Genomic DNA, 16,504 nt, shown 5'->3' with positions numbered 1-16,504 from the left:
TGGCCGACCAGCCGCCGCAATCAGCTTCTGCCACCGTCGAAGACGGCACCGTCGCCGAGACCGCGACACCTGCCCCGGCACCCGCCGACGTGGCAGTACCCGCCCACGACGGTAGCGGGCTGCAGATCGCGATCGTCCTCTATCCCGGCATGACCGCGCTGGACGCGATCGGGCCGTACGAGGCGCTGCGCCTGGTGCCCGGCAGCGAGATCCGTTTGGTGAGCAACGAAGTCGGCCCGATCATCACCGACAGCGGCGTGCTGGCGTTGGGCGCCACCCACACGTTCGCCGAAACCCCAACTCCCGATGTGGTTCTCGTGCCGGGCTCCGGGACCGATACCCCGACCGCCATGGCGAACAAGGAGCTGACCGGCTGGTTGGCCGCGGTCCATCCGCACACCAAGTGGACGACCTCGGTATGTTCGGGCGCGCTGATCCTGGCCGCGGCCGGGATCCTGCCGGGGCACCCGGCGACGACGCACTGGTTCGCGCAGAAACCGATGGCACTGCTCGGCGTGGAGTCCCGGCCCACGGAACGGATCGTGCGTTCGGGCAAGATCCTCACCGCCGCAGGGGTTTCCGCCGGAATCGACGCCGCACTGTGGTTGATCGGCGAGATCTACGGTACCGAGCGCGCCGAGATCATTCAGCTCTTGATCGAATACGACCCGCACCCGCCCTACGATGCCGGCCACCCGTCGAAGGCTTCGGCGAAGGTCATGCGCAAGGCCGTCGCCGAAATGACGCTGGAAAGTGCCAATGTCCGCTCCACGGTCGCCGTCGGCACCGTCGCGTGGCAACTGGCACTCACCAAGATCCGCGGCCGGAAGCGGCACTGACCCGACGGTTCAGCGCTTACCCGAGGCCGCCGATCATGAATCACGCGCTTATCACGACGGCTCTTTGCCGCGATAAGTCCTGTTGTCCGGTTCGCTCGTTGTAATCGAGCACCATTGCGGCGGAACAACTTTGTGATATCCGTCAGCTATTGACGCGGCGTTGACATCTGGGTTTGGATGCTGAATTCTTGCCGGGTGACGGGTAAGGACGAATTGATGACGCTGCCGAAACTGGCCGACCATGACATCACGCAGCTACGCGAGGTCGCGGACCGAATCGCGACCTTGATCCAGCGGAACTCGGACAGCAGCGGCGGTCTGCCTCGTTTCGTCGAGGCGCTGCGGCAGAGTGGACCGATCGCGGAGCTGCTGATCGAGTACTCGGTGCGCTGGTTCAACGACAGCAACGGCGAGTCCGTCCTGCTCAGCCCGGAGCTGTACTGGGTGCTCACCGAGACCGTGCCGCCGGAGGAGCGGGGCACCGCCGGCGAGGGTCTGGGGCAGGCCGGTATGAACTGCCATCCCGTCACCCGCACCCGGCAGATGCTGCTGATCTGTGTGCTGGAAAAGCTCTCGACCAGGCCGTGGCGCCCGGAGACGCCCGAGGAAGCCGCGGCCATGGTCAAGCGACGCTACAGCGATACCGCCCGCCCCGTGCTGCCGACCAGGGCGACCCAGCAGCCGGTCGGGGTAGAAGGCGTGATCACGACCGCGCAGTTCCCGTAGCCACCGCTCGGCACGAACGCCGGCACGGCTGGGCGACGGCGGCCCGGGGGCGTGGTGGTCAGGACCGTCGCCTCAGTACCGGACCCCGAGCGTCGCCAGCAGCACGTGCATATCCGAATTGACCCAGTATTCGGCGATTTTCGCGTTCTCGATGCGCAGGATGTCGATCCCCGTGAACCGGATCGCGGTGCCCGCGGGCGCGGTCGCGCCGGGAAAGCCGCCGCCGTAGGTGCCCACGGCGACCCAGCGGACGACGAGGTGGTCGCGGTCGGCGATCGGCCCGACCGCCACGCTGAACACGAGTTCGGTGAAGGCGGCGCGCACCTGGTCGATCCAGTCGACGAGCGCGTCGGGCCCGCGGACCGCGTCGCCCTCGCTGCCGTCCATCATCGCGGCGTGCAGCCGGAAGTCGGTGGCGATCAGATCGTCGGCGAAGGTGTAGACACCGTTCCACAGGGTGAGCCAGCCGTCCAGCAGCTGCCGGGGTTCCGCCGCGGTGTCGAGGGTGCGCTGTTCCATGATCGTTCTCGCTTTCGATGTCGTTGTGTCCGGAAGGTTTTCGGGGTTCCCCGGGGCTGTCCGTGCGGCCTGGAGCAAGTCTGCGGCCGGAGCTACCGCGTTCGCGTCGGCGATACCTACCTATCCGCGAGGTGACAGCGGGTTCCGGGCAGGCGAAGATCGGCGGGTGAACTATGTGGTCGGTCGATCGGCGGAGACGGCGCGGTTGCTCGCGCTGCTGCAACAGGCGCGGGAATCCCAGGGTGGCGCGGTGGTGCTGCTCGGGGAGCCCGGTATCGGAAAGAGTCTGCTGCTCGATCAACTGGCCCGGGCGTCGTCCGGGTTCCTGGTCATGCGGGCCACCGGCGCGGAGTTCGAGACCGAACTGCCGTATTCCGCGCTGCACCAGTTGTGCACCCCCGTCCTGGAACATCTCGACGCGCTGCCCGCGCAGCATCGCAGCGCGCTGCGGATCGCGTTCGGTTTGGACACCGGCACCCCGGACCCGTTCCTGGCCGGGGCCGCGGCGCTGGGGCTGCTGCTCGAACACGACCGCCCGCTGCTGTGCCTCATCGATGACGCGCAGTGGCTCGACCACGCGTCGGCTCGCACCCTGGCGTTCATCGCGCGCCGGATCGGCGCGGAGCGAGTCGCCCTGGTCTTCGCGGCGCGGGCGGAGGTGGCCGAGTTCGCGCAGCTGCCGCAGCTCGAGGTGCAGCAGTTGAGCGAAACCGAGGCGCGCTCGTTGCTGGCGCGCGAGTTCCACGCGTCCTTGGACGAGCGCGTGCGCGACCGCATCCTGGCCGAGGCCCGCGGTAATCCGCTGGCCTTGCTGGAACTGCCGCGCACCGCGGGCTCGGCGGGCATGGCGGGCGGTTTCGACTTACCCGCGCCGCGGGCGGCGGAGCGCAGCTTCCGGGCCCGGCTCGCCGAACTCACCCCGCAGGTGCGCCTGTTGCTCACCGTCGCGGCGGCGGAACCGATCGGTGATCCCGGCCTCTTATGGCCTGCGGCAGCACTTCTGGGCGTCGCGGACGCCGCTGCCGAGGAGGTGCCGCTGGTCGAGTTCGGCACCCGGATCCGGTTCATCCATCCGCTGGCGCGGTCCGCGGTCTACCAGGCGGCCTCGCCGGTCGAGCGGCGCCGGGCGCACGGCGCGCTCGCCGAGGTGAGCGATCCGGTCGCCGATCCCGACCGGGTCGCCTGGCACCGGGCGCTCGCCAGCGCCGGTCCGGACGAGGCGGTGGCCCTCGCATTGACCAGGTCGGCGGCGCGCGCGCAGGCGCGCGGCGGCGTGGCCGCGGCGGCGGCGTTCCTGGAGCGCGCGGCCACACTGACCCTCGATCCCGGCCTGCGGGCCGAGCGCGTGCTCGCCGCGGTCGAGGCGAAACTCTCGGTCGGGGACTTCGCCGCCGCGGCGGAGCTGCTGTCCACCCTGCCACCGGACGACCCGCGGGTCGATCTGCTGCGCGGCCGGATCTCGTTCGCCCGCTTCCGGGGCGGCGACCTGCCGACCGGCCATCTGCTGCGGGCCGCCGCGCGGCTGGCCGAGCGCGAACCGGCTCGGGCTCGGGCGTGCTACGTGGACGCGTTCGAGATGAGCATGCTGATCGGCGGGGTGGACGCGGTGGTCGAGGCCGCGCGCTGCGCGCCGAGCGCGCAGGAGCCGCGCGGCAGTGCGGACAGCATTTTGGACGGCATGGTCGCGTTGACCGTCGAAGGGCACCAGGCCGCCGCGAAGCTGCTGCGCCCGCTGGTGGCGGACCACGCCGACGACGCGTGGCTGCGGTGGCCGACGCTCGGCTATCTGCTCGCGCTGGAGCTGTGGGACCTCGCCGCGATGCGGGAGATCGCGCAGCGTGTGATCGCGTCCGGGCGCGAGCTCGGCTCGTTTCACCTGCTGCCGATCGGACTGGCCATGCTGGCGCCGGTGGTCGCGCTGGCCGGTGACTTCGGCGCCGTGACGGCGCTCATCGCCGAGCAGGAGGCGATCGCGGAGGCCACGGGCGCGGCGCCGCTGGTGTACCCGCGCATTCATCTGGTCGCGCTGCGCGGCCGGCGGGCCGAGGCCGTGGAGCTGTTCGCCGGCGTCGGGCCGGAGATGACGCTCAGCGTGCAGTACGCCACCGCCGTCCTCAACAACGGCCTGGCCGACTATCCCGCCGCGTTGCGCGCCGCCGAACAAGCCGTCGCAGCCGGTGATCTGGGCCTGTCGGGCCTGGCGTTGCCGGAATTGGTGGAGGCGGCGACGCGCTGCCGCCGACCGGATCTCGCGCAGCCAGCGCTGGCCGCGCTGGACGAGCGCGCCCGTGCGGGCGACCATCCGTGGGGGCACGGAATGGCCGCCTACGCAAGGGCTTTGGTGGAGGACGACGAGTCGGCCTACGCGGCGGCCATCGCGTTGCTGGACGCCGGCGGTCCGGCGATCGCGGGCGCACGGGCGCATCTGATCTACGGCGAATGGCTGCGCCGGGAAGGGCGGCGCCGCGAGGCCAGAACCGAACTGCGTCAGGCACACGACGCGCTGACGGCGCTCGGCGCGGAGGCGTTCGCGGCGCGGGCGGCGGGTGAGCTACGGGCCACGGGCGAGAGTGCGCGCAGTCGATCCGCACAGGTCGCCGATACGCTCACGGTGCAGGAAACGCATATCGCGCGCCTGGTCGCGGGCGGTGCGACGTCGAAAGAGGTGGCGGCCCAGCTCTTCTTGAGTCCGCGCACCGTTGATGCCCACCTGCGCAACATCTTTCGCAAGCTCGGCATCTCGTCGCGGCGGCAACTGCGGGATGTGCCCGACCTCTGACCGCAGCCCTCCCGGAATCGTGGTGAGCGCAATCATGGCCGGTGATTGTGCGCCTCGCTAACGTTCGGTGGTTGAACGCTGTCGTGGAGGAGTGTGCGGTGACCGCTGAGTCGACCCTCGATGTCTTTGCCCCGGTGCATCCGCTGGACGATCCGGTGCGCACCTCGTTGCTCGGCGCGCACCGCCGATTCGCGGGCTGGGCCGGACGGATCGGCCGGTACGACCCGGAGGTGGCCAGGTTCTTCGGCCATCCGCCGGAACTGGACGAACAGGACTGGGCCGATCTGGCCACCTTGCTCGGACCGGGTGGCGGCACCGCGTTGCGCGGCGAGGGGCACGTGCCGCCCGCGGGCTGGACCGTGCTGGACACCGTGGAAACGGTCCAGATGGAGGGCACCGCACTGCGCGTGGCGCACGACCCGGAGTTCGAGGTGCTCACCGCGGCCGCGGTCCCGGAGATGCTCGACCTGATCGCGCGGACCGAGCCGGGACCGTTCGCGTCGCGGACCATCGAGATGGGTACGTACCTGGGCCTGCGGGTGGACGGCAGGCTGGTCGCCATGGCGGGCGAGCGCATGCACCCGCCGGGCTGGACCGAGATCAGCGCCGTCTGCACCGACGCCGAGTTCCGCGGCCGCGGCATCGCCTCGCGCCTGATCCGGGCGGTCGGCGCGGGAATCCGCGACCGCGGTGAGACCCCGTTCCTGCACGCGGTCGCGCGCAACACCACGGCGATCAGCCTCTATGAAACGCTCGGGTTCACGGTGCGCAAGCGCTCGCGCCTGACGATGGTGCAGGCGCCCGCCGCCGTGGGCGATACGCCGGTTTTCGTTTAGGCGAATCGCGCGCGCGACCGGCCATTCGTAATAGCGGGGCGGTATCGCCGATAGTCCTCCTATGAAACGAGTACTCGCATGTGTAGGTATCGCCGCCACCGCCCTGCTGGTCGCGGCCCCGCTGGCGTCCGCCGATCCCGATGCGGACGCCCGGCTTGCCAACCGGCACGACTGGTCCGGTGAGTTCGCTTCACAGAACAACCTGATCCTGTCCTCGCGCATCCTGATCAGCCCGTACGGCACCACACGTCCGCTGATGTGCAGCGGCGGCGACGGGCACTATTCGCTGTTCCCGTATGACTGCACCCAGAACGACGACAACGGCGTGCCGCATCCGGTGGACCGGGTGCTGCCGCTCGGCGGCGGGGGCATCTGGGTCTACCGCTGAGGCGCAGGTTCGGCCTGCTTGCCGCGTCTGGCTGGTAGCAACAGCCGGTGCAGCAGGTAGGCCGACCCCGCGATCAGCAGGGCCGCGTCGAGATAGTGGCAGGCCATCGCGCCCGGATAGCTCGGCCCGCCCCACGCGTTCGCGGTGAAGTTCGGGTCGAGGCCGGCGAGAATCTGCACGCCGATCCGGTACGGGCTGTACACCAGGACGGCCAGCGGTATGACGGCGAGCAGTAGTCGGAGCAAGGCGGTCCGGTGGCGCGGGATCGACCGCACCGTGCGCGTCAAGCGTTGGGCCGCACCATGACTGACGGGCGCGAGCGATACGGTGGACGACAGGCCGTGTCGGCGTATCAGGTACGTGACCGATGCGACGGCCAGTACGAACAACACGAGATGTGGCCCCCACGCCGCCGTTCCCGCGACGTGGGCCTGTGGCTGCGGGGACCGATCCAGATAGATCACGCCGCCGGAAATCAGACCCGCCGCGAACGAGATCGCGGCGAGGCCGAGCAGTGGGCGCGAGAGTTCTGGCTCCGCCCGGGTGTCGTCTCTGTTCATGCCCCAACTCTGACCCGCTGACCAGGGCGATGTCGTCATCCCTGGGCCGCGAGACGTCGGCCGCCGCGAGGCCGACGTCGCTACGTGCATGCGACCTCCGAATGAGTCCGGCGCGCGACTCCGGAGCGATGTGCCTGCCCGAACCGCCGGATACTGTCGGCGCTATGGCGATCACCACCACACCGCCGACCCCGATCGCCGGACCCGCACCGTGGCTTCATCGGCGCATCGCGGTCCCGCGCCGGGTCGGCCCCGGACCGGACTGGATCGATGCCGCGATCGCGGCCGGCTGCTTCCTGCTCTTCACCCTGCCCGTGCTGGTCGGCGCGACCAGCGGGATCGGTTCGACGCCCGCCATCGCGGTGCTCGGCGTCGCCGCGGTGCTCCCGCTCGTGGTGCGGCGGCGGTGGCCGGTCGCGGTCGTCGTCGCGGTGGCGGGTGTGCTGTGCGTGGCGACTCTGCTCGGCGTCCGCTTCACGCCGTGGGTGAGCAACACCGGCCCGGCCTTCGGCGTCGCCGTGCTGACCCTCGCCGATCGGCGCCCGCGCCGCGAGTCGCTGCTCGTCACCGGCGGCGCGCTCGTCGCGCTCTACCTCGTCGGCTGGCTCGGCGCGGACCTGCATCCCGACCAGGAACAGGATTTCGTGCAACTGCTGATCGCGGTGCCCGCCTGGCTACTCGGCGATATGGTGCGCACCCGCCGGGCGTATCGGAACAGCTTGGCGGAGCAGCAGATTCGGCAGGCGCGCGAGGAAGAACGGCGGATCCGGGCCGAGGAGCGGTTACGTGTCTCGCGCGAGGTGCACGATCTGATCTCGCACACACTGAGCATGGTCGCCGTGCGTTCCGGAGTGGCCCGGCTGGTGCTGGACGAGCGGCCGGGGGAGGCGCGCGCGGCGCTCGGCGCGATCGAATCGGCCAGTCGCTCGGCGCTGCACGAGTTGCGGCGCGTGCTGGCGCAGATTCGGGAGTGTGGCCCGGACCCCGAACCGGACGATCCGGGGCTCGCCGAGATCGCGGACCTCGTCGAGGGATTACGGCACGAGGGGCTGGACGTGGCGTACGAGGTGGTCGGCACCCCGGTCGAGGTCCCGCCGCTGTTGCAGACCACCGCCTATCGGATCGTGCAGGAGGCGCTGACCAATGTCGTCAAGCACGCGCATACCGACCGGGCGTGGGTCGAAATCCGCCATGCGCCGACCGAATTGCACGTAGCGGTCACCGATGCCGGTCCGGCGGCGGCCCGCGCGGCCGAGCCCGACGGCAGCGGTTCCGGACTCGGATTGCTCGGGATGCGCGAACGGGTTTCGCTGTTCGGCGGCAGGCTCGACGCCGGCCCGCGGGCCGCGGGCGGGTTCGCCGTCCGCGCGTCCTTTCCGCTGTCGCGGGACCACGATGAGCGCTGACCGCGAACATCCGATCCGGGTGCTGATCGCCGACGACGAAGCCCTGATCCGCGCCGGGTTCCGGGTATTGGTCGAATCCGCACCGGATCTCAGCGTGCTCGGTGAGGCGGGTAACGGCGGGGAGGCGGTCCGGCTCGCCCGGCAGCTGCAACCCGACGTGGTGCTGATGGACATCCGGATGCCGATCATGGACGGCTTGGAAGCGATGCGGCACCTGGCCGCCGACGCGGACGGGCCGCGCGTCCTGATCGTCACCACCTTCGATCAGGACGAGCACGTCTTCCAGGCACTGCGCAGCGGCGCAAGCGGTTTCCTCCTCAAGGACTCCCCGCCCGAGCAGCTGCTGCACGCGATCCGCGTGGTAGCCGCCGGTGACGCCCTGCTCACCCCGAGTATCACCCGCCGGATGATCAGCGCGTTCGCCCGCAGGCCTGCCGCGCTGCCCGCGCTGCCGGACGGCCCCGCCGCGCTCACCGGCCGCGAGCGCGAAGTGCTCGAACATGTCGCGGCGGGCCGCTCCAACGCCGAGATCGCGGCGACGCTGCACCTGAGCGTGGCGACCGTGAAAACCCATGTGGGCAGGCTGCTCACCAAGCTGTCGGTGCGTGATCGCGCCCAACTGGTCGTGCTCGCGTATGAAACCGGCATCGTGATCCCGGGCAATCGCTGACCGCCGCGCGCCGGCCGATGCGGCGAAATGCCCGGAATTCATCCGCTGAATTCTGAAAGCCGTTCGGAGTAAGCCGGATTCGAGAACTGGGGATCGCGACTCCTGTTAAGCTCGCCGTGGGCATCGAGTGTGGGAGTTTTCCGACATCGGTGGCGGTGGCTACTGTGAGTTTCGCTGAGGGAATTGACGCGATGATCGTTGTCCGGAGTACGGCGGAATTGCACGAGGTTTTGGCCGAGCCGCGGGCGCGGGGCACGAGTATCGGCTATGTGCCCACCATGGGCGCCCTGCACGAGGGACATCTGGCCCTGGTCCACGAGGCACGAAAACGTGACGAGGTGGTGCTCGCCTCGATCTTCGTCAATCCCTTGCAATTCGCGCCGAACGAGGACTTCGACGCCTACCCGCGCGACGAAGAAAGGGATCTGGCGCTCTGCGAGAAAGCGGCGGCCGACATCGCATGGTTACCCACGGCGGCCGAGCTTTTCCCGCCCGGCTTCGGCTTGCACGTCGCGATTCCGCACCTTTCCGCGGTGTTGTGCGGCGCGGGCCGGCCGACCCACTTCGCCGGCGTCACCACCGAGATGTCGAAGATCCTGATCATGCTCGCGCCGACCGCGGTCTATCTGGGGGAGAAGGACTTCCAGCAACTGGTGGTACTGCGCGCGCTCGTGCGCGACCTGGGCCTGCCGGTCGAGGTGCGGGCGGTACCGACCGTGCGGGAGCCGGACGGTCTGGCCTTGTCCTCGCGCAACGCCTACCTCGGCGACGCCGAAAGACCAACGGCGGCCGCGCTGTTCCGCGTCCTGTCGGAGACGGCGACACGTCTACGGGCCGAGCACGGCCCGGTGGACGAGGCGCTCGCCGCAGGACGGCGCGCCCTGACCGAAGCCGGTATCCAGCGGATCGACTACTTCGAACTGGTCGACCCCGAAACGCTGGACCCGGTGCGCACCGGCGGACCGGGCACCAGGCTGGTGGCCGCCGGGTGGGTGGGCCCCACCCGGCTGATCGACAACATAGCGGTGTAGCACCGAGAGCCGGTGCCGCAGTGACAGATTCAGGGGGGTCGGGGCGCGGGAGGCGACGATGGACATGATGGCGGAGCTGCTGGGGGCCGTGTCGGCAGAGGTCGACGCGCGCCGATTGCCCGGCGCGGTCGTCGCGGTGACCGACAACGGAGCACTGATCCACGTGCGATCCGTCGGGCAGCTCGACCCGGAAGCCGGTCGGCCCATGCGCGACGACGCCCTCTTCCGCATCTACTCCATGACGAAGGTCTGCACCGCCTTGGCCGCCTTGGCGATGGCGGCCGAGAATCGAATTCGGCTGACCGATCCGGTCGCGGCGTGGCTGCCGAGTTTCGCCGCGAGCCGCGTGGCCGCGGGCGCCGCGCTGCGGCCACCGAAACGGCCACCGTCACTGCAGGATCTGCTGCGCCAGACCGCGGGCATCGGCGGCGGATTCCACACCTCGGCGCACCTCGCGCCGTACTACGCGACAGCGCAGGTGCGGAAATACGAGCACACCGCCGCGCGGCACACCCTCGACGAGGTGGTGGACAACCTGGCACGCCAACCGCTCGCGGCCGACCCCGGCACGGTGTGGGAGTACGGCATAGCGATGGACGTGCTGGGCCGGGTACTCGAGACCGCGGACGGCAGGCCGCTGGACGAGATCGTCGAGCAGCGGGTGTGCCGTCCACTGGGCCTGCGCGACACCGGATTCAGCGTCGCCGCCGCCGACCTGGACCGGGTCGCCCAGCCGTTCACCGACGCCGCCGCGACCCCGAAAGGCCTTGTGACCCATCAGGAGCGGCCGGTGTGGCGATCCGCCGGGTCCGGCGGCTACGCCAGCGCTGCGGATTTCGCCACGCTGCTGTGCGCGATCACGCCGGATCGCGACGGCGTGCTGTCGATCCCGGCGCTCGGACCGTTCACCCGGGAACTCTTCGTCGACCAGATCGGGCCGTTGGCCGGTACCGGCCCCGACTACATCCCGGGCAAGGGCTACGGCTTCTCCTACGGGCTGCACGTGCCGAGCAGCGATCCGGCCTGGGCCGCACTGGATCCGCGCGCGCACACCGTCGGCTGGCTGGGGCGCGCCGCGACCAGCTTCGTGTACGACATCCCCACCGGCCTCGGCGCGGTGTTGATGACCCAGTGCTACGGGCGCGCGGTGCACTACCGGGATCAGGTCCGCGAGATCGTGGCACGCCAGGCCGCGTCATGGACATGACCACCGACGAACCGATCGTCCGGGTGCGCGGCCTGCGCAAGAAGTACGGCTCGTTCCTCGCCCTGGACGACGTGGGCCTGGCGGTCGGACGCGGTGAGATCTTCGGGTTGCTCGGTCGCAACGGCGCCGGGAAATCCACTGCGCTGGACATCATCTGCGGACTGGTCAAACCGACCGCCGGGCAGGTGGAGGTCTTCGGCACCGATGTGCGCAGGCACGGACGCCGGGTCCGTCGGCGGATCGGCTATGTCCCGCAAGACAATACGGTGTACCTGCCGATGACGGTGTGGCAGAACCTGCGCTTCTCCGCGATCGTGCGGGGGATGTCGCGCGCCGCCGCCGGACGCCGGGCCGCGGAGGTGATGGAACGGCTGGGGCTCAGCCACCTCGCCGATCGGGGCGGCGCACACCTGTCGGGCGGCGAGCGCCGCCGGCTCTCGATCGGAATGGGCATCGTGCACGCGCCACCGCTGATGGTGCTGGACGAACCGAGCACCGGCGTCGACATCGATTCCCGCCAGGCCATCCACCGCCTGCTCCGGGAACTGCGCGGGGAGGGCTCGACGCTGCTGTACACGACGCACCACCTGGACGAAGCCGAAAGCCTCTGCGACCGCATCGCGGTGCTCGACACCGGACGGGTCGTCGCCACCGCGGACGTGAAAAGCTTTGTGGCCGAATACGGTAGACCGTACTGCGAGATCGTCAGCGAACAGACCGAAGCCGTCACCACCCTGTTGCGCGCGGCGTTGCCCGCGACCCGGATCACGCTGCACGGCGGACGGATTCGGGTGGGCGCGGAGCAGCCGGAACATGTCGCGACCGTGGTCCGGGTGCTCGGCACGAGCAACCTGCCCGTCAAGGACGTGCGCGCGGTGCCGGTGTCGTTGGAGAACGCCTTCCTGCACGCCGTCGAGCGCGCGCCCGGATCGGCGGCGCGATGACGCTCACCTGGGCCTTCCTCCGGAAAGAAGCGGCGACCTGGCGCCACGACCCCACGCTGTTCGTCTTCCTGTTCGCGGCGCCGCTGTTGATGCAGGCCCTGCTGAGCGACGCCTTCGCGCGCCTGACCGACGGTGCAGGCGCCGACCAGACGGTGCCGGGCTTCACCATCATGTTCGGCTTCTACGTCATGATGTTCATGGGCACCGCGCACTATCGCGAACACGCCTCCGGCGCTTGGAGTTCGGTCCGCACCAGCGGACTGTCCCGTGCGACGATGGTGCTGCAGTTGGCCGTGCCGTACTTCCTGTTGTCCGCGGCGCAGATGGCGCTGCTGATCGGCACGGGCCGGGTGCTGTTCGGCGCGACGGTGAACGGCTCGCTCGTCGCCCTCGCTGTCCTGATCCTGTCCATCGCGTGGACCGCGATCGCCCTCGGCCTGGTGCTCGTCTCGCTCACGCGCAACGTCTCGGCGATGCAGAACCTGTGCCAGCTGGTGGTGCTCGGCCTGGGCGTGCTCGGGGGCGCGGTGGTCCCGGTGCGGTTGCTGCCCGGATGGAATCAGCCGCTCGCGCCGCTGACCCCGCAGTACTGGGCGGTGGACGGGATGCGCGAAGTGCTGGCACAGCACGGGGGATTGGCGAGCATCGCGCCGCATCTGCTCGTGCTGGCCGGGTGGGCGTGCGTGTTGTCGATCGTCGCGACGCTGGCCTTCGACCCCAGTAGTCAGCGTCGCGTGGCCATTCGCTGAACGCGCGCCACAGGTAATCGGAGGTGTCAAGGAAATGGCAGAGACAACGTCACCCAGGGGCCGGGTCATCCAGTCGTGGTCGCGGCAGGGCGGGGAGGCGCCGCCGCGCATCGTCGGCGGCGACGGCTGCCGGTTCTTCGACGCCGCGGGACGGTCGTATCTCGATTTCGGCTCCCAACTGGTGAATGCCAATCTGGGACACGGCCGTACGGAGGTGCAGGAGGCGGTGCAGAAGCAGGTGGCCACCATGGCCACGCTCGGGCGCCCCTGGGACGTGGAGATCGTCGAGGAGCTGGCGAATCGGCTCGCCGAGGTCACGCCCGGGGATCTCAACTCGTTCTTCTTCGCCTGCAGCGGCACGGAGGCGAACGAGGCCGCCATCCGTCTGGCTCGGGCATATACCGGGCGCAGCAAGGTAATTGCGCGTTACCGTTCCTACCACGGCAGCACCGCGGGCGCGTTGACGCTGACCGGCGAGCCGCGCCGCTGGGCGGGCGAGCCCGGTATTCCCGGCGTGGTGCGCATGCTCGACCCCTACACCTACCGGTGCCCGGCGGGGCATCCCACGCCGTGCCCGGTGTGCTCGGGCGCGCCGCATCTGCGGGAGTTGCTCCAGTACGAAGGCGCCGAGAACGTGGCGGCGGTGATCATCGAGCCGATCACCGGTATCAACGGCGTGATCATGCCGCCCGACGGTTATCTGCAGGGCATCCGGGACGTGTGCACCGAGCACGGCATCCTGCTGATCCTCGACGAGGTGATGACCGGATTCGGGCGCACCGGAACGTGGTTCGCGTGCGACCGGTGGAATGTCGTGCCGGACATGATCACGTGCGCGAAGGGGCTGACCGCCGGGTACATACCGCTGGCGGCCGTGGCGGTGAGCGACCGGCTGTCGGGCTGGCTCCAGGACGCCACCTTCCCGTACGGGCTCACGCACAGCGCGCACCCCGTGGGCTGCGCGGCGGCCGTGGCCGTGCTGGGCGTGTACCAGAAGGAGCGGCTCATCGAGCGCTCGAATCGGCTGGGAGCCTTGATCGAAGCGGAGCTGCGCGCGCTGGCCGAGCGGCACCCGTCGATCGGGGACGTCCGGGGCACCGGCTGCTTCTGGGGGCTGGAGCTGGTGCGCGACCGGGTGACGAAAGAACCACTGGTGCCGTTCAATCCGGACGCCGCGGCCGCTGCGCCGATGACGCGGCTGACCGCCGAGGCGTTCCGGAGGGGCCTGTATCTGCTCACCCACTGGAACATCATCCTGGTGTGCCCGCCGCTGGTCATCGAGGAGTCGGAGCTGCGGGAAGGGATGGCGCTGTTGGACGAAACACTCTCGCTCGCCGACGAATACGTCACGGAGGTGTGAGCATGGACGGCACCGTCACGATCAATGAACTCGTCGAGAAGACGGCGGCGCAGCGCCCGGCCGCGTGCGCGGTGCGCGTGCGCGGGTTCTCCGCGGGCACCAGCGCCGAGATCAGTTGGCACGGGTTGGTGCAGAAGGTGCACGAGCACGCCGCGCAATACCGGCACGCGGGTCTGCGCGAAGGCGCGGTCGCGGCCGTCGCGTTGCCGTCGGGTATCGGTCATGTCGTGGCCACCCTCGCGCTCTGGGAGGCCGGCGCCACCGTCATTCCGGTGGACCACCGCTGGTCGGCCGCGACGAAAGAGCGCATCGTCGAACGCTATCCGCGCGGCTGGGTGGTCGAAGGCGACGACCTGGGCCTGGTTTCCTACCACCGGCGTGCGGTCGCGCCGCCGGGGCTGCCTGCGGACGGGTTACCTCGGTCGGTCTCGCTGTCCGGCGGGACCACCGGTGTCCCGAAACTGGTCGTCCGCAACCGCCCGTGGGCGTACGCCTCGTCGGGGCCGTTGAGCAGCAAGGAGAGCGCGCGCGGCCTGGGCTACGGACAGACCCAGCTGGTCGGCCTTCCCCTGTACCACGCGGGTTTCGGGGCGCTGTACCACGGACTCGCGCTGGGGCATCGCATCATCGTGCCCGCCAACGCCTCGCCGAAACTGTTCCTGGAATCGCTGCGTGCCGAAGGCGTGCAGGTGGTGCGGACCGTGCCCGCGCAAATGGGCACGCTGCTGGAAGCCAGTGGGCGGGAACGGCATTGGTTTTCGTCGTTGCGCCTCGTCGTGCACACCGCGGCGCGTTGCCCGGAATCGGTGAAACGGGGGTGGCTGGACCTGGTGGAGCCGAGCACGGTGTACGAGGAGTACGGCAGCGTGGAACGGATCGGCGTGCTCAGCATCCGCGGCGACGAATGGCTGGCTCATCCCGGCTCGGTCGGCCGTCCGCGGCACTGCTCGGTCCGCGTCCTGGACGAGCGACGTGAGCCGGTCGCCACCGGGACGACCGGTGAACTGTTCATGACCGACGAGAACGCCGCGCAGCCCACCTATCTCGGCGACGGACCGGGATTGGCCGAAGTGGACGGGTATTTCAGCGTCGGCGACCTCGCGTGGCAGGACGCCGAGGGCTATGTGACGCTGGTCGGCCGGCGCGACGACGCCATCGATGTCGGTGGTGTGCAGGTGTTTCCCCGCGATATCGAGCGGGTCCTGGAACGTCATGCCGCGGTCCGCGATGTCCGGGTCCGCGCGCTGCCCGATCGCCGCCTCGGTGCGGTGGTGCGGGCCGAAGTCGCCGTGCGCGGCGATGATTCGGACGAGGTGCTCGCGGAGCTGTGGCGCAGTTGCCGCGCCGAGCTGAGCAGAGCGCAGCTGCCCCGGACGATCGAGATCGTGGCCGACGTCCGGCGCAGCGCCGCGGGCAAATTGCGCCGAGCGGACCAGGAGACGTAGTGGAGCAACAGGTTTGGGCCGTGGTCGGCCGGGTGTGCGGCACCGGTTACACCGAACCGCGCGCGAACTTCTACGAACTGGGCGGCGATTCGCTGCTCGCGGGCGAGTTGATGACCGCGCTGCGCGCGGAATTCGACACCGAGGTGCCGATGCACCTGCTGTTCGAGGCGCCCGATATGGGTTCCTTCGTCCAGGAGACGATGCAGGTGCTGTGAGTCAGCAGGGCGGGTCGTAGCGGCCGTCGACGGCGGTCCAGCCGCCGTCGACGTACAGCATCGTCCCGGTGACGAAGCTCGATGCGTCGGCGGCCAGAAAGGCGACGGCCCCGGCGATTTCGCTCGGCTCGGCCCAGCGGCCGAGCGCGCTCTTGGACGCGTACGCCGCCCGCCACTGCGGTTCCGCGAAGATCGAATCGGTGAGCGGGGTGCGTACCACCCCGGGCGCGATGGCGTTCACCCGCACCCCGGCCGGGCCGAATTCCGCGGCGGCTCCGCGGATCAGCTGGACCAGCGCGGCCTTGGTCGCCGCGTACACGGCTTGCCCCGGTTCGACGGTGACCGCCCGGATCGAGGACATGCCGACGATCGAACCGCCGCCCCGGGCGACCATACCCTTGCCGAACGCCCGGATCAGATGGAAGGCGGCGCGCAGATTCAGGTCCAGCACCGCGTCGAATTCGTCTGTCGCGTAATCGAACAGGCGCTTGCGCACATTCCGCCCGGTGGTGAAGACGAGCACGTCCAGGTCGGGTAGCTCGGCGGCGGCCGCGGCGACAGCATCCGCGTCTCGCGCATCCAAGCCCAGGGCGGCGGCGGGGGAGCCCGCCAGGTGCGCCGTCTCCTCGGCGCGGGTGCGATCGATATCGGCGCACACCACCTCGGCGCCGAGCGCGGCCAGGGCGAGCGCCGACTCGCGTCCGATGCCGCTGCCCGCGCCGATGACCGCGGCGCGCTTGCCGTCGAGCCGGAAGAGCGCCTGGTAGTCGAGTGCGGCGGGGGTGAGGTCCGGGTGCGTGGTCATCGATGCGTCCTGACTCTTGATATCC

The 16,504-nt window shown here is 70.1% G+C and carries 17 protein-coding genes; 14 read left to right on the top strand and 3 right to left on the bottom strand.

Features of this window, described 5'->3' with window-relative positions:
* Window positions 1–119 precede the first annotated feature (119 nt).
* A complete protein-coding gene (locus NVU01S_RS02765) occupies window positions 120–839 on the top strand; it encodes a DJ-1/PfpI family protein (protein ID WP_043667709.1) in 720 nt (239 codons plus the stop codon).
* A 216-nt stretch (window positions 840–1,055) separates the two neighbouring features.
* Complete coding sequence (locus NVU01S_RS02760; protein ID WP_063048044.1) at window positions 1,056–1,565, top strand: hypothetical protein; 510 nt, start codon at window positions 1,056–1,058, stop codon at window positions 1,563–1,565.
* Between the two features lie 72 nt (window positions 1,566–1,637).
* On the opposite strand, the gene NVU01S_RS02755 is transcribed toward NVU01S_RS02760, so the two are convergent.
* On the bottom strand, window positions 1,638–2,084 hold the full coding sequence (locus NVU01S_RS02755; protein ID WP_043667540.1) for an ester cyclase: 447 nt from the start codon (window positions 2,082–2,084) through the stop codon (window positions 1,638–1,640).
* Window positions 2,085–2,250: 166 nt separating this feature from the next.
* Here NVU01S_RS02755 and NVU01S_RS02750 point away from each other — a divergent pair, with 166 nt between their 5' ends.
* From NVU01S_RS02750 to NVU01S_RS02740, 3 genes are all read left to right on the top strand, one after another.
* Window positions 2,251–4,863, top strand: a complete 2,613-nt coding sequence (locus tag NVU01S_RS02750) for a helix-turn-helix transcriptional regulator (protein WP_043667538.1) — start codon at window positions 2,251–2,253, stop codon at window positions 4,861–4,863.
* Between the two features lie 98 nt (window positions 4,864–4,961).
* Window positions 4,962–5,699, top strand: a complete 738-nt coding sequence (locus NVU01S_RS02745; RefSeq protein WP_043667706.1) for a GNAT family N-acetyltransferase — start codon at window positions 4,962–4,964, stop codon at window positions 5,697–5,699.
* A gap of 61 nt (window positions 5,700–5,760) precedes the next feature.
* On the top strand, window positions 5,761–6,087 hold the full coding sequence (locus NVU01S_RS02740; protein ID WP_014985107.1) for a hypothetical protein: 327 nt from the start codon (window positions 5,761–5,763) through the stop codon (window positions 6,085–6,087).
* Here the strand turns inward: NVU01S_RS02740 and NVU01S_RS02735 are convergent.
* Window positions 6,078–6,647, bottom strand: a complete 570-nt coding sequence (locus tag NVU01S_RS02735; protein ID WP_209444778.1) for a hypothetical protein — start codon at window positions 6,645–6,647, stop codon at window positions 6,078–6,080. The genes NVU01S_RS02740 and NVU01S_RS02735 overlap by 10 nt on opposite strands.
* Window positions 6,648–6,811: 164 nt before the next feature.
* On the opposite strand from NVU01S_RS02735, the gene NVU01S_RS02730 reads away from it, so the two are divergent.
* The 9 genes from NVU01S_RS02730 to NVU01S_RS44065 all read left to right on the top strand — a co-directional run bounded on the left by NVU01S_RS02730 (window position 6,812) and on the right by NVU01S_RS44065 (window position 15,674).
* A complete protein-coding gene (locus tag NVU01S_RS02730) occupies window positions 6,812–8,053 on the top strand; it encodes a sensor histidine kinase (protein WP_043667536.1) in 1,242 nt (413 codons plus the stop codon).
* The gene (locus NVU01S_RS02725; protein ID WP_043667534.1) at window positions 8,043–8,723 is read left to right on the top strand and encodes a response regulator; all 681 of its coding nucleotides are present in this window, start codon (window positions 8,043–8,045) and stop codon (window positions 8,721–8,723) included. Before NVU01S_RS02730 ends, NVU01S_RS02725 begins: the two co-directional genes overlap by 11 nt.
* A gap of 191 nt (window positions 8,724–8,914) precedes the next feature.
* On the top strand, window positions 8,915–9,754 hold the full coding sequence (panC, locus tag NVU01S_RS02720; protein ID WP_043667532.1) for a pantoate--beta-alanine ligase: 840 nt from the start codon (window positions 8,915–8,917) through the stop codon (window positions 9,752–9,754).
* Between the two features lie 58 nt (window positions 9,755–9,812).
* Complete coding sequence (locus NVU01S_RS02715; protein WP_052280393.1) at window positions 9,813–10,961, top strand: serine hydrolase domain-containing protein; 1,149 nt, start codon at window positions 9,813–9,815, stop codon at window positions 10,959–10,961.
* A complete protein-coding gene (locus NVU01S_RS02710) occupies window positions 10,958–11,905 on the top strand; it encodes an ABC transporter ATP-binding protein (protein ID WP_043667698.1) in 948 nt (315 codons plus the stop codon). The genes NVU01S_RS02715 and NVU01S_RS02710 overlap by 4 nt, the downstream gene beginning before the upstream one ends.
* Window positions 11,902–12,654, top strand: a complete 753-nt coding sequence (locus NVU01S_RS02705) for an ABC transporter permease (RefSeq protein ID WP_043667530.1) — start codon at window positions 11,902–11,904, stop codon at window positions 12,652–12,654. Before NVU01S_RS02710 ends, NVU01S_RS02705 begins: the two co-directional genes overlap by 4 nt.
* A 34-nt stretch (window positions 12,655–12,688) precedes the next feature.
* Window positions 12,689–14,014: an aminotransferase class III-fold pyridoxal phosphate-dependent enzyme gene (locus tag NVU01S_RS02700; protein ID WP_043667528.1), complete on the top strand. Its 1,326-nt coding sequence runs from the start codon at window positions 12,689–12,691 to the stop codon at window positions 14,012–14,014.
* 2 nt (window positions 14,015–14,016) lie between these two features.
* Window positions 14,017–15,459, top strand: a complete 1,443-nt coding sequence (locus NVU01S_RS02695) for a class I adenylate-forming enzyme family protein (protein ID WP_043667526.1) — start codon at window positions 14,017–14,019, stop codon at window positions 15,457–15,459.
* Window positions 15,459–15,674: a phosphopantetheine-binding protein gene (locus tag NVU01S_RS44065; protein WP_043667525.1), complete on the top strand. Its 216-nt coding sequence runs from the start codon at window positions 15,459–15,461 to the stop codon at window positions 15,672–15,674. The genes NVU01S_RS02695 and NVU01S_RS44065 overlap by 1 nt, the downstream gene beginning before the upstream one ends.
* Before the next feature lies 1 nt (window position 15,675).
* Here the strand turns inward: NVU01S_RS44065 and NVU01S_RS02685 are convergent, their stop codons facing one another.
* Window positions 15,676–16,479 (bottom strand): SDR family NAD(P)-dependent oxidoreductase, encoded by an 804-nt coding sequence (locus tag NVU01S_RS02685; RefSeq protein ID WP_043667523.1) that lies wholly within the window; start codon window positions 16,477–16,479, stop codon window positions 15,676–15,678.
* Window positions 16,480–16,504: the final 25 nt, after the last annotated feature.

The sequence above is a fragment of the Nocardia vulneris genome, from assembly GCF_001613425.1.
GTDB lineage: Bacteria > Actinomycetota > Actinomycetes > Mycobacteriales > Mycobacteriaceae > Nocardia > Nocardia vulneris.
Note: the sequence above shows the minus strand (reverse complement) of the source record. Positions and strands in the feature narration are given on the sequence as shown.